The organism is Herbiconiux sp. A18JL235 (genome assembly GCF_040939305.1).
GTDB lineage: Bacteria > Actinomycetota > Actinomycetes > Actinomycetales > Microbacteriaceae > Herbiconiux.
The window spans coordinates 509,936-525,965 of the sequence record NZ_CP162511.1 but is presented as its reverse complement, the minus strand read 5'-3'; the positions used below and the strand labels follow the sequence as shown (position 1 = coordinate 525,965).

Here is a 16,030-nt window from a genome sequence, read left to right as displayed (position 1 = left end):
GCCCTCGATGCGGGTGACGTCGGCGAGGCCCGCCAGCTGCTCCTCGACCCCGGCCGAAACCGAGTTCGGGCCACCGACGATCACGACGTTCTCGGGCGCGAGGCGCTCGATCTCGGCGGCGACGTCGGCGGGGAGCGCAGCGGCGGCGGTCAGCAGGATGGGCGCGTCGTCCTGGGCCGCGGCGGGAGCAGCCGACAGGGCGTCGGGGTAGGTCTCGCCGGAGGCGACGTAGACCGTCGCCGCACCGCTCGGGAAGCCGGCCTTCGAGGCGGCGACCGAGGTGGCGTAGCGGTTCTCGCCCGAGACGCGGTCGGTCGACGGCAGGCCGTCGGGAACACGCACCGGGATGCGCACCACGGTGCCGCTCGGCTGCGCGGTGAGCACCAGCTCGCTCGCGACATGGGCGTCGGCGGGAACCTCGACGGTGATCGTCGCGGAGCCGTCGGCCACCACGGCCGGCTCGAAGGTGGCTGCGGAGCCCTCCCACGAGATCTCGAGCGAGGTGTTCTTCGGGCTGCCGAGCGAGGTGAGGTCGAGCTGCGACACGGTCGCCGAGACGTCGGCCCCGATGACGGCCTCTCCCGTCACCCCGGTGACCTCGGCCGCGTGACGGGCGAAGTCGGGGGTGAGGTTCGGATTGGCCTCGAGGTAGGCGATCCACGCGTCGCGGTCGATCAGACCCGAGTCGCGGGTGTCGGTGCCCTCCGAGAACTCGCGGAAGTTGTCGCCTCCCTGCAGCAGGAAGTTGAACGAACCGATGCGGTAGCTCGCGGCGGGGTCGATCGGCTGACCGTCGACCCAGATGCCGGTGACGTGCTCGCCCTGGGCGGCTGCGCCGTCGAAGGTGTACTCGACGTTGTCGGAGAGGCCGAGCTTCAGGAACGGGCGCGACGGGATGGTGCCGTCAGGGTTCGTCTGCCACTGCTGCTCGAGAACGGTCTTGAACTGGGCGCCCGTGAGGGTCGTGGTCCAGAGGTTGTTCACGAACGGCAGCACGGCGTTGGCCTCGGCGTAGGTGATGACACCGTCGTCGCCCTTGAACAGCTCGGCACGGAGGCCGCCGGGGTTCACGACGCCGATGGTCGCGCCGCCTCGCTCGGGCGAGCCGAGCGAGGAGACCAGCGAGTCGGCCACCAGGTTGCCGAGGGTCGACTCCGAGCCGCGGTCGTCGCGGGTGCCCCCGGTGTAGACGCCGTCGACGTAGGAGCCGCCCGCGAAGGCGGTGGTGATGTCGGCTGTGACCGAGCCCTTCGGCTGGTTGCCGATGACTGCGGCCTCGGCGAGCGCCGCGTCGGTGATGGTCTTCACCTCGGCTACGCGCGGGTACGCGGCGACCAGAGCGGCGTCGTCGTCGGTGGTGCGCGCCACGTTCGTGGCGGTGTACGACGACACCTCCTTGGTGGCCGGGTCGACCGTGAGCACGACGTTGCCGATGTTCTCCCCGTAGGAGCCGGTCTGCACGACCGGACGGGTCGTGCCCGCCTCGCCGGGAACCGGGCCGTCCCACGCGTACTGCTTGTGGGTGTGGCCGGTGAAGATGGCGTCGACGGAGGCATCGGTCTTGGTGACGATGTCGGTGAAGGCGTTGTCGAGCTCGAGCTCGTCTTCGAGGCTGGCACCGTCGGGGGTGCCCGCGCTCGCGCCCTCGTGGTAGCTCGCGACGATGACGTCGGCCTCGCCGTTCGACTCGTCGCCGTCGGTCAGCTGGGCTGCCACACGGTTCACGGCCTCCACGGGGTCGCCGAACTCGAGGTCGGCGATACCGCCGGGTGAGACCAGCGTCGGGGTCTCCTGGGTGATGGCGCCGATGACGCCGACGCGCAGGCCCTGCACCTCCTGGATCGAGTACTCGTCGAGGGCGGGGGTCGTCGTGCCCTTCTCGTAGACGTTCGCGCCGAGGTAGTCCCACTGCGCGTTGCGCGCGCCGTCGGCACCGATGATGCGATCGGTGAGGTCGGCGTAGCCCTGGTCGAACTCGTGGTTGCCCACGGCACTGGTGGCCAGGTCGAGGGCGTTCAGCACGTCGATGGTGGGCTGGTCTTCGGCCACGCTCGAGGCGAACAACGAGGCGCCGACGTTGTCGCCCGACGAGACGAACAGCGAGTTCTCTTCGCCGTACTGCTCACGGAGCTTCTCGATCGTTCCGGCGAACTTCACGGTGTTCGCATCGATACGGCCGTGGAAGTCGTTGATGTCGATGAGGCTGATCTGGACAGGGTCGCCGGGGGCGGCCGATGCCGACGACGCGACCCCGATGAGGGGCGCCGCCATCAGCGCACCTCCGAGGACGGTCGCGAGGGCCGCCTTGAGCGGCCTCGACGCGGTGTGGGACATGGAACTCCTCTGTGATCGCTGGTTATCGGAAGGGGTCGTGGGAAGGATGCGCGCCACGGTCGGTCACCCGGCTGCCGTCGCGCAGGCGGTGAGCTCGGCGACGGCCGGCGTGAGCGTGTTCTCGCCGCCGAGGAGGGTCACCCGGTCGGCGCCGAGGGCGTCGATCTGGGCGAGCGTCTCGGCCGGCACGCAGTCGCCTGGAACCGTGAACAGCGGGGCGTCGAGCTTCGGGGCGAGACCCGACCCCGACAGCGCGTCGGGGAAGCCCACACCCGTGGCCAGCACGACCCGGTCGGCCGACTCGAAGAAGTGGGCGTTGATGAGTCGCGACGACTCGTAGCGGTCGACGCCGCCGAGTCGCACGGTGTCGGCGAAGGTGCCGAGCTGGCTCACGATGCCGGCCGAGACCGACTTCTCCCCGCCCGCCACGGCGATCTCGTCGAGCCCGAGCTCGTCGACCAGCGACGCGGAAGCCGCGTCGAGCGAGCCCGCCGTGCCGTCGACGAGCAGCACCGGCCCGCCTCCGTCGATGGCGGCGCCCGCCGAGAGCGCGTCGGCGAAGTTGGCCCCTGCCGCCACGACGGCCTGAGTGGCGCCGGCGGGGAACGCCGCCTGGGCGACCAGGCGCGAGGTCTCGTAGCGGTCGGCACCCTGGATGCGCGTCACCGGGGCGATGTCGCCGAGCGCCGTCTGCACGGCGGCCGACACCGAGTTCGGTCCTCCCACCACGACGATGCTCTCCGGGTCGAGGCGCTCCACCTCGGCGCGGACGCCCTCGGGCAGCTGAGCCTGCGGGGTGAGGAGGATGGGCGCGTCGGCCTTCGCGGCGGCCGGCGATGCCGACAGCGCGTCGGGGTACACCTCGCCCGAGACCACGTAGACCGTGTCGGCGCCCTCGGGGAAGCCCTCGAGCGAGGCCTCGACCGAGGTGGCGTAGCGGTCTGCTCCGGCGACACGATCGGTGACCGGCTCGACGGGCTCGTCTCCGACGGCGTAGCCCACGATGACCGGGTCGTGGTCGCTCGACCGGAACACGCTCTCGTCGTAGAAGTCGGTGGCGTTGTAGTTGTACCGGCTGTACTCCTTCGCGATGGACTCGCCGGAGTTGATGTTCCAGATGTCGACCCCGGTCACCTTGGCGTCGGCGGCCGCCGAGGCGAAGATGTGGTCGAGCGAACCGCTCTGGCCGCTGAACGAGTAGCTGTACTCGCCGGTCTTGCCCCCCTGATCGACGTAGCCGGCGTCGGTGATGACCTTCACCGGGTCTTCCTGCGAGTAGGCGTTGAAGTCGCCGATGAGGAAGACCTCGTCGGTGCCGAGCTCGGTCTGCAGCTCGTCGGAGAACGCGACGAGAGCACCCGCCTGCGCCACGCGGGAGGCGTTGGAGCCGCCCTGCCCGTCGCCCTGGTCGGCGTCGGCCCCGCTGCCCGAACCCTTCGACTTGAAGTGGTTGACGATGGCGATGAAGGCGTCGTCGTCGCTGCCACCCGCGGGGATGAACTCCTGGGCGAGCGGCTGCCTGGCGTTGGCGAAGGCGGCGTCGAGGAGCACCCGCGACGCGCCGACGGGCTCCACGACGGCCTTCTTGTAGATGAAAGCCGTGCGGATGACGTCTTGAGCGGCGAGCGGGGGAAGCTGATCGGCCGCCGGCGAGGGCACGAACGCCCACTGCTCGGCCGGCGCGAGGCCCTCGTTCAGAGCGTCGACGAGGGTGGAGAGGGCTTCGTCGCGGTCTTTGCCGAACTTCACCGAGTTCTCGATCTCCTCGAGCGAGACGACGTCGGCGCCGAGCCCGTCGATCGCCGCTACGATCTTCGCCTGCTGACGCTCGAGGTCGTCTGCCTCGGCGGCGCCACGGGCGTCGCAGCCCTCGTCGACGGTGACGTTGTTGCCGTCGCGGTCGGTGTAGAAGGTGCAGCCCGTGAGCTGGTCGCCCGTCGTGGTGAAGTAGTTCAGCACGTTGAAGCCGGCGATCACGATGTCGCCGCCCACCCCGTCGGGTGCCTGGGGCTGCACGTCGCTGAAGGTCGCGGGCAGCGTGTCGCCCGCGTCCAGCTGGGTGGTGGGCTGGAACTTCCAGGTGTTGTTGCGGTAGTCGAAGATGACCGGCGAGGTGAAGGTCGCCGTCGAGCCGACCGTGATCGACCGGTCGTCGGTGAGGTACGGGAGGGGCAGCGCCTGGTTCGCGGCCGAGCCGAGGAAGTTGATGCTCGCTCCGTCGTCGAGGGTGACGGCGCGGGCGGCGTTCTCGGCCACGGCGGCGGTGTAGTCGGGGGTGCCCGGTCGCGCGATCTCGGTGGGGGTGATGAGCGGGGTGCTGCCCGAGGCCAGGCCGATCTCGGCGTACTGGTTGGTGGAGTAGGTGTTGCTCACGGTGAACTCGCCCTGGGGTGCAAGCAGCATGCCCTCGAGCGACTCGCGCTTGGCCTCCTCGCGCGGCAGCGCGACCGTCGCGGGAGCGACGGGGTCGACCTCGTCGGTGAGCTTCTCGAGCCCGGCCGCCGAGGTGACGACGAACTCGGTCAGCCCGTTGAACTCCTCGACGTGACCGGTGACCTTGACGAGGTCGCTCACGGCGACGGAGCCCACCGTCGACTCGGAGAAGACGAAGATCGCGTCGGACGCCGTGTGGGTGGCGAGGTCGATGGCGCCGCCCGTGCCCGGGGTCTGGATGTAGTAGCCCCGGAACCCTCCGGTGGCATAGGCGGCGGTCACCACCCCGGTCGTCGTGACCGGGGGCTTCTCGGGGGTGGCGAACGGCGACGCGTCGCCGGTGCCCTGGAGCTCGGCGATGGTGTGCTCGGTCGGGTCTCCCGGCTCCTCCGGCTCGGTCGGACCACCCGTGCCGGTGGAGTTCTGCGGCGTGACGGTGGCGGTGGAGGCGAAGTCGGCGGAGTTGTCGTCGGTGTCGACGAAGCCGGTGCGAGCGAGCGAGTTCGGCACGGCGTTGCCGCCGTCGACCGCTGCTGCCGCCTGCTCGAAGGTGTTGGAGGTGCCGTAGCCCAGCAGATCGACGACGCCCTCGGCCTCGGTGACCGAGCCCGGGGCCGGGGCCAGCGGCTCCGCGACGTCGGCCAGGACCAGGGTGCCGTTAGTGCCGGAGGGGGTGATGGCAGAGCCCAGATCGAGGTCGGGCGTGGGGAGTGCGGCACCCGTGGCCCCGTTGCCCTGCACGGCCACGAGGAAGTAGCCGCCGGCGGCGATCGACCCGCTGAGGAGCCCCACGCCGTTGACCGTTCCCTCGCCGCCGGCCGAGCGGTACTGCAGCGACCATCCGTCGAGCGAGACGGCGGCGGCGCCGGGGTTGTAGAGCTCGACGAACTTCGAGCTGAAGGGGGCGCCTGCACTGCCGCCCTTGAGGTAGGCCTCGTTGATGACGACACCCGTGCCGTCGACGGAGGCCTGGGCCGCCGCGGCGACCCCGACGAGCGGTGCCGCGAGCACGGCTCCGGTGGCGATCGTGGTGAGTGCCGCCCGGAGCGACCTCGTGGACTTCTGCGTCATGGATCTCCTCAGACGGTTCACACGGATTCGGCCATCGTAGGGACCCGAAGTAACGAAAGGCGAGCTTCACGTTTCTATTAGGTAAATTAAGTGAAACTGATAGAACGTCACCCCCTCGGGGGACAAAAGGCTAACCGAGGCGCCAGACGCACCGCAAGACTCAGCTCGGTAATTCTCGGTAGTCGACGAATTGAGTAGCGTCGGTGGGAGGCAATCCGCCGGCGGGGTCGATGCCCTCGGTAGTCTGGGGCAAGCTCTGTACGAGGAGGCTCGGGATGACGGGTGACGATGAGGCCGTCACAGCGGGCTGAGGCCGGGGTGCGAGAGGTGATCGGCGCCGACCGCAGCGTGCGCGTGCTGACCGAGCGCCTGCTGTCGGGCGAGAGCGTCCTGCTCGCCGGGGCGTTCGGCTCGGGCAAGAGCCACCTCGCCGCAGCGGTCGCCGCCGAGTTGGCACGGCTCGGTCACGATCCCGTCGTGGTGCACGGTTCCGCCGCCCTGCGCTCCGCGCCGTACGGCGCCCTCGACGTCGCCGAAGACGACCGTCTCGAGGCGCTGAGGCCAGGAGAGCAGGTGCGCCAGGACGCCCCGACGATGATCGTCGTCGACGACGCCCACCTCCTCGACGAGTTCTCGCTCCAGCTGCTCACCCGGAGCATCCTGCGCGGGCGATCCGCCGCGGTCTTCGCCGTCGGCGCCGACCCCGATGCCGGCGACGTGCCGGGAACCCCGACCCCCCTCAACGAGCTGTGGCTGGAAGGCAGGCTGCATCGTGTCGACCTCGCCCCGCTCGACCCCGACACCTCCGAGCAGCTGCTCGCCGATTTCGTGGGCGCCGGCCTGCTCGACTCGGTCACGCGCCGCGTGCTGCACGTGAGAGCGCACGGCTCACGGCGGTTGCTGCGCGAACTCGCGTTCGACGCCGCCGCCGAGTCCGTCGCCGGGCGCGACCCGATCGCCCCCGGTCGTGAGCTCCCCGCGGGTTCGCGGGTGGGCGACGTGCTCGCCGCCGCCGTCGCCGACCTCGACGACGAGCAGCATCGTGCGCTCGCCGTCGTCGGACGGCTGCGAGGCATCGCCTCGGCGACCGCGTGCCGCTTCATCGACCCCGTCGTCATCGACTCGCTCGTGCTGCGCGGCGCGGTGCACGTCGACGACCGCCCCGACCGCGGCCTCTACGCCGACCCCTATCTCGCCGCAGCCTCGACGGCCCGCCTGGCGACCGGCCGTCTTGAGGTCGCCCTCGACGTCATCGTCACCAGGGCACTCGCCACCCCCGAGCACCCCAGGGGCGCGGCCCTCGACCGCCTGATCGCCGCCTCGTGGCACTCCGCCCGGCCTTCGACGCCCCCGCCCGAGAGCGTCGACCCCGAGACGAGACGACGCATCCTCGCCGGGGCCGCACACAGCGCCAACTCCGCGGGCAGGAGCGACCTCGCCCTGGCGTACACGGCGATGGCCCGCAGATATGGTGACCACGCCTCCTTGCGCCTCGAGGCATCGCGAGCCCGCGCGGGCCTGCAGGACTTCGCCGCGGCGTTCGCCGAGCTGACCGGCATCGACGCCGCCGGCGTCGCGGCCGCCGACCTGCGACGCATCGTGCGCTGGTGGGGCTCGCTCACGACCTGGCTGCCCGTCGAGGGCGTCGGGGCGTCGCTCACCGCCTGGCTCGAGGCGTCGGGGATCGATGACCCGAGCATCCTCTGCGAGATCGAGGTGCATCGCGCCGAGGCCGCCTGCCTCGCGATGGACTGGAGCACCGCGGTAGCGGTGGCTGATGCCGTGCTCGAGGTCGACGAGGTCCACACCCTCGCGCGGGTGCGCGCCGCGATCATGTCGGCGTTCGCCGACACGCAGCGCGGACGATTCGAGGAGGGCCTCGCGAAACTCGCGGCCGCCGACCGCGCCAACCGCGACCCGGTGACCGGAAGACCGGTGTCGCTGATGGTGGAACTCGCCCTGCTCTGCTTCGAGGGCGGCGCCGCCCTGGCCGCCGGCAGGGCGATGCCGGCGCACGCGCAGCGATTGAGAGCGGTGACACTGCTCGCCGCTCAGCGCGACGATCGGTCGAGCCTCTCCCTCGCGGGCGTCGCCGCCGCCGTCGTGCTCGGCATCGCGGCGCACGACCCCGACGTCACCGACCTCGAGCTCGAGGCGGCGCTGCGACGCCTCGAGCGCATCGAGCTCGCCGTCTGGCGGCCGCTGCTGGCCTACCTCAGGGTGACGGCGCTGGCGAGGAACGGGCGCGCCGACGACGCCAGGGCGGCGCTCGACGAGATCGACGACCAGCTGCTGTCGCACCATCTCATCTACCGCTATTCGCGCGAGACGACCGCGGCGGAGATCTCGCACCGGCCGGTGGGTCGTCGGCCGGTGGAGACGAAGACCTCGCCCGACACCTACTTTCCGAGACGTCGGGGATTCGCCCGCGGAGGCGGACCGGGCGAGCGGGCCCGGGCCGGGGTGCACCCCACCTCATCCGTCCCGCCGCGAGCGACCGTGACGCGGCCAGATCCCGCGGCCACGTCAGCCCCGGTGGGAGCACCGGCGGCAGCACCGGCACCCGCAGGCCAGGGCTCGGCCGACGAGGCCGGGCAGCGCGACGGTGCCCGCGCGATGGGCGCCGTGCTCACCGAGCGGGAACTCGAGGTGGCGCTGCTCGTGGCGCGACAGCTGAGCAACAAGGAGATCGCCCACCAGCTCTACCTCTCGGTGCGCACCGTCGAGTCCCACGTGTACACCGCCAGGGGGAAGCTGGGCGCGCGCACGCGCCGGGAGCTCGGCAGGATCGTCGCCGGGGCCGATGAGTCGCAGCGCAGCGGGGATGCTCCGGGCGGCGGGTAGACTGTGGTCGTCCTCCCCCGCCGACCGCAGGAGCAGCACGTGCCGAAGATCGTCGTCGACGTCATGCCCAAAGCAGAACTTCTCGACCCTCAGGGCAAGGCCGTCGCCGGCGCCCTCGCCCGCCTCGGCCACCAGGCCTTCACCGACGTGCGCGTCGGCAAGCGGTTCGAACTGACCGTCGAGGGGCCTGTCGACGAGCAGATCCTGAGCGCCGTGCGCGAGGTCGCCGACGAGCTGCTCTCGAACTCCGTGATCGAAGACGTGGTGAACATCACCGTGGTCGACGCGGCGGGCGAGCACAGCGCCGCTGCCGCATCCGGGGCCCTGGCGTGACCCGGGTCGGAGTCGTCACCTTCCCCGGCTCGCTCGACGACCGCGACGCGCAGCGTGCGGTGAAGTTCGCGGGTGCCGAGCCGGTCGCGCTCTGGCACGGCGACCACGACCTGCAGGGCGTCGACGCCGTCGTTCTCCCCGGCGGGTTCAGCTACGGCGACTACCTGCGCTGCGGCGCGATCGCCTCGCACTCGCCGCTCATGCGCGAGGTCGTCGCCGCGGCGGAACGCGGAGTGCCGGTGCTCGGCATCTGCAACGGCTTCCAGATGCTCACCGAGGCGCACCTGCTGCCCGGTGGCCTCATCCGCAACGACCACGGCAGCTTCATCTGCCGCGACCAGGTGCTGCGGGTCGAGAACGCCTCGACGGCCTGGACGAACGGCTACACCTCGGGCCAGGAGATCACCATCCCGCTGAAGAACGGCGAGGGCGGCTACATCGCCTCGGCCGAGACGCTGGAGCGCCTCGAGGGCGAGGGCCTCGTGGCATTCCGCTACGTCGGCGTGAACCCGAACGGCTCGCTCAACGACATCGCCGGCGTCACCAACGAGCGCGGCAACGTGGTGGGGCTCATGCCGCACCCCGAGCACGCCATCGAGCCCGGCTTCGGCCCCGACACCGCTGCCGCCATGCGCTCGGGCGTCGACGGCCTCACCATGTTCACGAGCGCCCTGCAGAGCCTGCTCTCCGCCTGAACGCCTCCTCGGCCTCGGCGCTGAACAGCGCGAAGGTCACCGACCCGTCGTAGGGGCTCGCACGCACCGACTCCACGGCGATGCGCGCGGCGTCGTCCATCGGCCAGCCGTAGACCCCGGCCGACACGGCGGGGAAGACGATGGATGCCGCCCCGAGTTCGACCGCGACCTCGAGCGACCTGCGGTACGCCGACGCCAGCACTGCCGAGCGGTCGTCGCGCGCGCTCCACACGGGTCCGACCGTGTGGATGACCCAGCGGGCGGGAAGATCGCCCGCGGTGGTGTGGACCGCGTCGCCCGCGGGAAGCCCGTCGGGCAGCACGGTGCGCCTGAGCTCCCGACAGGCCTCGAGGATCGCTGGCCCGCCGCGGCGGTGGATGGCGCCGTCGACCCCGCCGCCGCCGAGCAGCGAGCTGTTCGCCGCATTCACGATGGCGTCGGCCTCCACCGTCGTGATGTCGGCTCTGACGATCTCGATCGCATCCGTCATGCGCCCGAGCCTACGACCGCCCCGGAGGCACCGCAGCGGGGCAGCGGGCAGTTAACCTTGGGCGTGCATAATGCGGGCATGGCGAAAAAGACCCGGACCGCGCTCAAGGAACTCGTGAAGGCCCTGGAGAAGCACGTCGACGTACTCGAAGACCCGAAGAGCAATCGCGGCAAGCGGGATCGCGCCACCGCGAAGGTGCGCGCCGCCGCGATCGCCTATGCCTCGATGCTGCACTCGCGCACCGGGAGCGAGAGCCCTTTCCTCGACATCCCCGACCCCCGACTCGACGAGTCGACCGTGGCGTCGCTGAAGGCCGAGAAGGAGGCCCTCATCGCCAAGCGCGCGGCCAAGCGCGCCGAGAAGGCCAAGCACGCGGCCGACGACTGACGCCCCGCGCCCGGCGTTCCTCGCCCCGCCGACGGGTGGGCAACATCCGCCCGCCCGGGTACGGTCGTGCGCATGGACGAGACGGATGCCCGCGACGGCGACTCGGTGACCGCAGAGCTCGATCGACTGGATGAGGCCTGCCGGGCCGCCCCTCAGGAGATCGAGCCGCAGATCGCGCTCTGGAGCGCCGTCGCGTCGCTCGAGGAGTGGGTGTTCGTCAATCGCGGCAGCGCGGAACAGCCGCGGCCCTACGCCCTGGCCGCCGAGGCCGGACACCTCGTGTGCGTCTACAGCACCCCCGAGCGCGCTCGCGCCGGAGCACTCGCCAACGGCCTGGTGCCGGAGGACGAGGCGGTTCCGATGTTCAGCATGCCCCTGCCCGCTGCGCTCGAGTGGGTGCTCGGGCTGGAAGCGGCCGGCGTATCGGGCGTGACGGTCGACTACCCGCAGCTGGGGGCGTGGACGCCGCTGCCGAATCTCGCGCGGTTCCGTCAGCCATGACGGGCGCGTCGACTCGCCCCGACTCGCCCCGACGCACTCCTCCGCGCGGGCTCAGGCGCCGTCGGGCGCGGAGTCGGCCGTCGACCCGCCGTTCACCATCCAGGCCACGCCGAACCTGTCGGTGAACTGGCCGTAGTAGTCGCCCCACGGCGCCTTCTCGAACGGCAGTGTGACCGTGCCGCCCGCGGAGAGCGCCTCGAACCAGCCGCGCAGCTCCTCGGTGTCGTCGCCGCTCAGCGATATGGTGATGGCGCTGCCCGGCGTGTACTCCATCGAGCTCGGGGTGTCGGAGGCCATCAGCACGAGGCCGCCCGGCGTCACCAGCTGGGAGTGCATGATGAGTGAGCCCTCCCCCTCGTCGACCGGCATCTGGAACTCGTCGAAGGTGTTCGAGCGGAGCTCGCCGCCGAACACCGACCGGTAGAACTCCATCGCCTCCTTCGCGTCGCCCTTGAACGCGATGTAGGGGTTGAGGTTGGTGGTCATGACGGCTCCTCCCGCTCGGAACACACCCTCGCGGCGGGCTCCCGCGTCCCACCCTAATAGCAAATGTGAACGCTGTACACATACTTGCGGCGACGATCCTCCCGCCCGGCGCAGCGGCGGCGGATGCGCGGGGTGACGCCGATCGACACGGCCGCGTGGTGGCGAAGCGCATCGGTCACACGGCGGCAACGGTGGCGAAACAGGGCACTCCTACGCTTCGGGCATGAGCTTCACGGCAGACCGTCGGGCCCGCGTGGTGATCTTCTCCGGCCCCCGAGCGACCATCCAGAACAGCGCCGCCCTGCGCACGAGCCAGTCGGTGCGCCGGACGAGGGGGCTCGCGGGAGCCGACCCGGCCGCCCCCGAGTCGTTGCGTTCGCAGCAGCTCGCCGCACCCGTCACGGCGTACGTCGCCGCGTTCTCGGCGCATCCGCTCGAGCGCGATGCCGCCGAGCTCTACGGCCCGGTCGACGGCTGGCTCGACCCCGTGTCGGGCGAGTTCCTCGACGCGGCAGAGGCCGAGGGCGACGACGACGCCACCCGACCCGACGGCTGGACCCCCGTCTACCGGGTCACCCTCGACCCCGCCGACGGCCCCTACCCCCTCCCCTACGCCGCCACCCAGGCCAACGGCGAGCCCTGGAACGGCCCGTTCGACGACGCCGGCAACGCCCGCCAGCTGTTCTACCCCGATGCCTCGCGCATCGTGCGCGAGATCGACCACTTCGGGCTCGACGGCTACGGCGGCAACAATCTGCTCGGCAGCCTCGCCGACTTCGATTTCGTGCGGGCAGCACCCTCGGGCGGCTACACCAAGGGGCAGCCGGCGGCCGAGCGTACCGACACGCCCACGCCCGCGGGCCACCGCGGGGAGCCGGGCGATCTCGCCCCCGAGGTGCTCGGGGAGAACTTCTTCCCGTACATGCCGATGCGCCAGGAGCCGGCGCTCCCCACCCTCGCCACGCTCACCAACATCGTCTACGACACCTTGGCCGAAGGCGACTACGACGGCGCCATCTGGCTCGAGGGAAGCCCCACCACCGAGGAGACCGTCTACTGGTTCAACCTCCTCATCCCCACCCGCCGCCCTCTCATCGGCAACTGCTCGCAGTACGGGCACGGAGTCTTCGGCAACGACGGCGACCACAACCTCGTGCAGTCGACGGCCTACATCGCCTCCCGGGTCTGGGCCGACGCGAACGGCGACGACCGCGTCGGCACCGTGATGATCCAGAACGGGCAGGTGTTCACCTCGCGCGAGGTGCAGAAAGCGGATGCGCGGCCCGGCGGGTACATCGCCTACGGCGGTCACGGCGGCATCGTGGGCAACACCGTCGAAGACCCCGTGCTCTCGTTCGTGCCGGTCGCCAGGCACACCCACACCTCGGCGCTCACGCTCGACACCTTGCCGACGAGCGTGCCGGGCATCCACGGCTCGCCCGTCGAGACCGTCGACGGCGAGGGCCACCTGCTGCCGGGCGCCCTGCCGAAGGTCACCATCGCGCGCTACGTCAACTACGGCCAGGACGACTTCTCCGACTCCGCCGACAGCGAGGTCGAGATCCTCGCCCGCATCGCGAAGAACCTGCGCGACCATCCCCTGTCGGGCATCGTCGCCGAGGGCTCCGCTCCCTACGGCGGAGTGTACGAGTCGATGCGGGCGGCACTCCTGCAGGCAGTCTTCCGCGGCATGCCGGTGGTCGCCGTCGGGCGCGGTGGAGGCGGCTACGCGTTCGGGCAGTCGACCATGGGCGGGCTGCTCGTTCGCGGCAGCAACCTGTCCGCTCCGAAGGCACGCATCCTGCTCATGGCGAGCCTGCTGAAGTTCGGCGCCCTGCCGGTGCCGGGCGACCCGGATGCGCCTACCGCGACCGAGCTCGACGCCATCCGCTCGAAAGTCGCCGAGTACCAGCTCGTCTTCGACACCCACTGATCCTTTCGACCCGCCCACCTCCCGAAGGAGCACCCCATGGTCAGCTACGGCGTCTTCCTCCCCGTCGGCAACAACGGCTGGATCCTGTCCACCACCTCGCCGCAGTACGAGCCCACCTTCGAGCTGCAGCGCGCGATCGTCGACCGTGCCGAGAAGCACGGCCTCGACTTCGCGCTGGCGATGCTGAAGTACCGCGGGTACGGCGGGGAGACGCAGCACTGGAACCACACCATCGACCCCATGACCCTGATGGCAGCCCTCGCCCCGATCACCTCGACCATCAAGCTCTACGCCACGGTGTCGCCGCTCAGCTACAACCCCATCGTGGTGGCGAAGATGGCGCAGCTGATCGACGAGATCTCGGGCGGCAGGTTCGGCATCAACCTCGTGGCCGGATGGAACCGCAGCGAGTACGCCCAGATGGGCGCCTGGCGCGGCGACGACTACTACGGCTACCGCTACGACTACCTCTCGGAGTTCACCCAGATCCTCCTCACCGCCTGGGAGCGCGGAAGGGTCACCTTCCACGGCGACTACTTCGACATCGACGACTGCGAGGTGGCGCCCGTGCCGACGGGCCACATCGACCTCATCTCCGCCGGAACCTCACCGCGCGGGCGCCGCTTCGTGGCCGAGTACGCCGACTACCACTTCGGGGCGGGCGGCGACGCCGAGGAGGTCGCCGCCTCGAACACCGCGCTGGCGGCCGCGAGCGCCGAGCTCGGCCGCACCCCCGGCGCGTTCGCGCAGACCCTCGTGGTGCTCGGCGACACCGATGCCGACGCGCGGCGCAAGGCCGAGCTCTACCAACGGGGCGTCGACCTCGGCGCCGTGGCAGGGATGGTGCGGGAGTACTCGAACGACACCTCGACCGACGGCTCGAGCGCCATGGTGGCGGAGAGCCACCGCGCCGACGTGTCGCCCTTCTACGGCGGGCGCGCGCTGGTGGGCTCGCCGCAGACCGTCGCCGACCACCTCAACGCCATCGCCGCCGTGCCGGGCACCGCCGGCGTCATGCTCACCTTCGACGACTTCCTCGAGGGCACCGACCGCTTCGGCACCGAGGTGATGCCGCTGCTCGACCACCTGCCCGCACGCACTCCTTCTCCGCCGTCTGCGAGCACCCGCTCCTCCGAGCCCGCCTCCTCTCCGAAAGGCTGACCCGTGCCCTACCAGATGAGCCTCGCGCTCGACCTCTCCTTCTCCCACCACCAGGGCCGGTGGCGACTCCCCGGCTCCTGGGCGGGCCGCGACTTCCCCGACCTGCGCATGTACCGCGAGCTGTTGCTCGCGGCCGAGCGCGGCTGCCTCGACATGGTGTTCTTCGGCGACGGCACCGGCATCCCCTCCACCTACGGCGGCACCATCGACACCGCCCTCGAGTGGGGCATCGGGTTCCCGCGCCAGGACATGAGCCCGTTCATCGCCGCCCTCGCGCAGCAGACCAGCAACATCGGTTTCGGACTGACCTACTCGTCGACATTCATGCATCCCTTCTATGTCGCCCGGCTGCTCAACTCCCTCGACATCGTGACCGCCGGGCGGATGGCGTTCAACGTCGTCACCTCTTCACGCGGAGCCGACGCCGCGAACTACGGTTTCGACTCGCTGATGGATCACGACGCACGCTACCGACGCATGGAGGAGTTCGTCGGGGTCTGCCAAGAGCTGTGGAGAAGTGTCGACCGAGACGCCTTCGTGTGGGACAGGGAGACCGGCATGGTCGCCGAGCCGGGCAGCATCCGCCCCATCGACCACCACGGCGAGTTCTTCGACGTCGCCGGCCCGCTCAACACGGTGCCGAGCCCACAGCAGGCGCCCGTGCTCATCCAGGCCGGCGGGTCGCCGCGCGGCATCCGCGCCTCAGCGGGCTTCGCCGACCTCGTGTTCGGCGGTGCATTCTCCGACGCCGATCGCCTCCGCCACCGCACCCTGCTCGACGAGGAGCTGCTCGCCGCAGGGCGCGACCCCTCGCGCGTCGGCATCCTCTGGGACCTCCAGCTCATCGTCGGCGAGACCACCGACGACGCACGCCGCCGCAAGGCCCAGCTCGCCGATCTGCTGCCGCCCGAGGCCTCCGCTGCGCAGTTCGCGCACAACACCGGCTACGACTTCCAGACCCTCCCCGAGCGCTTCACCCTTGAGGAGCTGCAGGCCGAGGTGATCGCGAAGCAGGCCAGCCCGATGGGCTTCCGCGACCTGGTGAACGAGCACGGCGCCACCACAGAGCTCACCCGCGAGGAGTTCTTCGAGGGGCTCTGGAGGGTGGCCACCGGATACGAGCACACGGTCGCCGGCAGCGCCGCCGAGGTCGCCGACTACCTCGAGCACTCCTACGAGGCCAGCGGCAGCCGGGGCGGCTTCATGATCGCGCACCCGCAGGTCACCCCGCGCGACCTCATCGACGTGGTGGGGCTGCTGGTGCCCGAGTTGCAGCGCCGCGGCAGGTTCCGCACACGCTACGACGGCTCGACGCTGCGCGACACCTTGGGGGTGCCGGAGTTCGCGTGAGAGGCTCGACGC

General features: G+C 70.9%; 11 protein-coding genes and 1 pseudogene. 8 read left to right on the top strand and 4 right to left on the bottom strand.

The window, feature by feature from the left end; genetic code table 11:
- Positions 1-54: 54 nt before the first annotated feature.
- Positions 55-2,214, bottom strand: a pseudogene (locus ABFY20_RS02390) (5'-nucleotidase C-terminal domain-containing protein); the annotation flags it as partial.
- Positions 2,215-2,397: 183 nt separating this feature from the next.
- Complete coding sequence (locus ABFY20_RS02385) at positions 2,398-5,838, bottom strand: ExeM/NucH family extracellular endonuclease (RefSeq protein WP_368498357.1); 3,441 nt, start codon at positions 5,836-5,838, stop codon at positions 2,398-2,400.
- A gap of 288 nt (positions 5,839-6,126) precedes the next feature.
- On the opposite strand from ABFY20_RS02385, the gene ABFY20_RS02380 reads away from it, so the two are divergent.
- Genes ABFY20_RS02380 through purQ form a run of 3 tightly spaced genes read left to right on the top strand, consistent with a single transcriptional unit; the run spans position 6,127 to position 9,710 of the window.
- Positions 6,127-8,682, top strand: coding sequence for a LuxR C-terminal-related transcriptional regulator (locus ABFY20_RS02380; RefSeq protein ID WP_368498356.1), 2,556 nt, complete (start codon positions 6,127-6,129; stop codon positions 8,680-8,682).
- Positions 8,683-8,721: 39 nt separating this feature from the next.
- On the top strand, positions 8,722-9,015 hold the full coding sequence (purS, locus tag ABFY20_RS02375; protein ID WP_368498355.1) for a phosphoribosylformylglycinamidine synthase subunit PurS: 294 nt from the start codon (positions 8,722-8,724) through the stop codon (positions 9,013-9,015).
- Positions 9,012-9,710, top strand: coding sequence for a phosphoribosylformylglycinamidine synthase subunit PurQ (gene purQ, locus ABFY20_RS02370; protein WP_368498354.1), 699 nt, complete (start codon positions 9,012-9,014; stop codon positions 9,708-9,710). Before purS ends, purQ begins: the two co-directional genes overlap by 4 nt.
- Here the strand turns inward: purQ and ABFY20_RS02365 are convergent.
- On the bottom strand, positions 9,676-10,200 hold the full coding sequence (locus ABFY20_RS02365; protein ID WP_368498353.1) for an O-acetyl-ADP-ribose deacetylase: 525 nt from the start codon (positions 10,198-10,200) through the stop codon (positions 9,676-9,678). The genes purQ and ABFY20_RS02365 overlap by 35 nt on opposite strands.
- Before the next feature lie 78 nt (positions 10,201-10,278).
- Between ABFY20_RS02365 and ABFY20_RS02360 the strand changes: the two genes are divergently transcribed.
- Together ABFY20_RS02360 and ABFY20_RS02355 are read left to right on the top strand one after the other, a co-directional pair.
- Positions 10,279-10,587 (top strand): hypothetical protein, encoded by a 309-nt coding sequence (locus tag ABFY20_RS02360; protein ID WP_368498352.1) that lies wholly within the window; start codon positions 10,279-10,281, stop codon positions 10,585-10,587.
- Between the two features lie 72 nt (positions 10,588-10,659).
- Positions 10,660-11,088 carry a hypothetical protein gene (locus ABFY20_RS02355; RefSeq protein ID WP_368498351.1) on the top strand — a complete coding sequence of 143 codons (429 nt, stop codon included), beginning with the start codon at positions 10,660-10,662 and terminating at the stop codon, positions 11,086-11,088.
- Positions 11,089-11,139: 51 nt separating this feature from the next.
- Here the strand turns inward: ABFY20_RS02355 and ABFY20_RS02350 are convergent, their stop codons facing one another.
- A complete protein-coding gene (locus ABFY20_RS02350) occupies positions 11,140-11,574 on the bottom strand; it encodes a VOC family protein (RefSeq protein WP_368498350.1) in 435 nt (144 codons plus the stop codon).
- Positions 11,575-11,797: 223 nt separating this feature from the next.
- Between ABFY20_RS02350 and ABFY20_RS02345 the strand changes: the two genes are divergently transcribed.
- Genes ABFY20_RS02345 through ABFY20_RS02335 form a run of 3 tightly spaced genes read left to right on the top strand, consistent with a single transcriptional unit; the run spans position 11,798 to position 16,018 of the window.
- Entirely contained in the window at positions 11,798-13,507 is a 1,710-nt protein-coding gene (locus ABFY20_RS02345) for an asparaginase domain-containing protein (RefSeq protein ID WP_368498349.1), read from the top strand.
- 36 nt (positions 13,508-13,543) lie between these two features.
- Positions 13,544-14,668: an LLM class flavin-dependent oxidoreductase gene (locus ABFY20_RS02340; RefSeq protein WP_368498348.1), complete on the top strand. Its 1,125-nt coding sequence runs from the start codon at positions 13,544-13,546 to the stop codon at positions 14,666-14,668.
- A 3-nt stretch (positions 14,669-14,671) separates the two neighbouring features.
- Positions 14,672-16,018, top strand: a complete 1,347-nt coding sequence (locus ABFY20_RS02335) for an NtaA/DmoA family FMN-dependent monooxygenase (RefSeq protein ID WP_368498347.1) — start codon at positions 14,672-14,674, stop codon at positions 16,016-16,018.
- Positions 16,019-16,030 lie beyond the last annotated feature (12 nt).

Excerpts from the sequence above, each read along its gene's own strand:
- ABFY20_RS02385 (WP_368498357.1), bottom strand. The coding sequence starts at position 5,838 with ATGACGCAGAAGTCCACGAGGTCGCTCCGGGCGGCACTCACCACGATC.
- ABFY20_RS02380 (WP_368498356.1), top strand. The coding sequence starts at position 6,127 with ATGAGGCCGTCACAGCGGGCTGAGGCCGGGGTGCGAGAGGTGATCGGC.
- ABFY20_RS02365 (WP_368498353.1), bottom strand. The coding sequence starts at position 10,200 with ATGACGGATGCGATCGAGATCGTCAGAGCCGACATCACGACGGTGGAG.
- ABFY20_RS02360 (WP_368498352.1), top strand. The coding sequence starts at position 10,279 with ATGGCGAAAAAGACCCGGACCGCGCTCAAGGAACTCGTGAAGGCCCTG.
- ABFY20_RS02355 (WP_368498351.1), top strand. The coding sequence starts at position 10,660 with ATGGACGAGACGGATGCCCGCGACGGCGACTCGGTGACCGCAGAGCTC.
- ABFY20_RS02350 (WP_368498350.1), bottom strand. The coding sequence starts at position 11,574 with ATGACCACCAACCTCAACCCCTACATCGCGTTCAAGGGCGACGCGAAG.
- ABFY20_RS02345 (WP_368498349.1), top strand. The coding sequence starts at position 11,798 with ATGAGCTTCACGGCAGACCGTCGGGCCCGCGTGGTGATCTTCTCCGGC.
- ABFY20_RS02340 (WP_368498348.1), top strand. The coding sequence starts at position 13,544 with ATGGTCAGCTACGGCGTCTTCCTCCCCGTCGGCAACAACGGCTGGATC.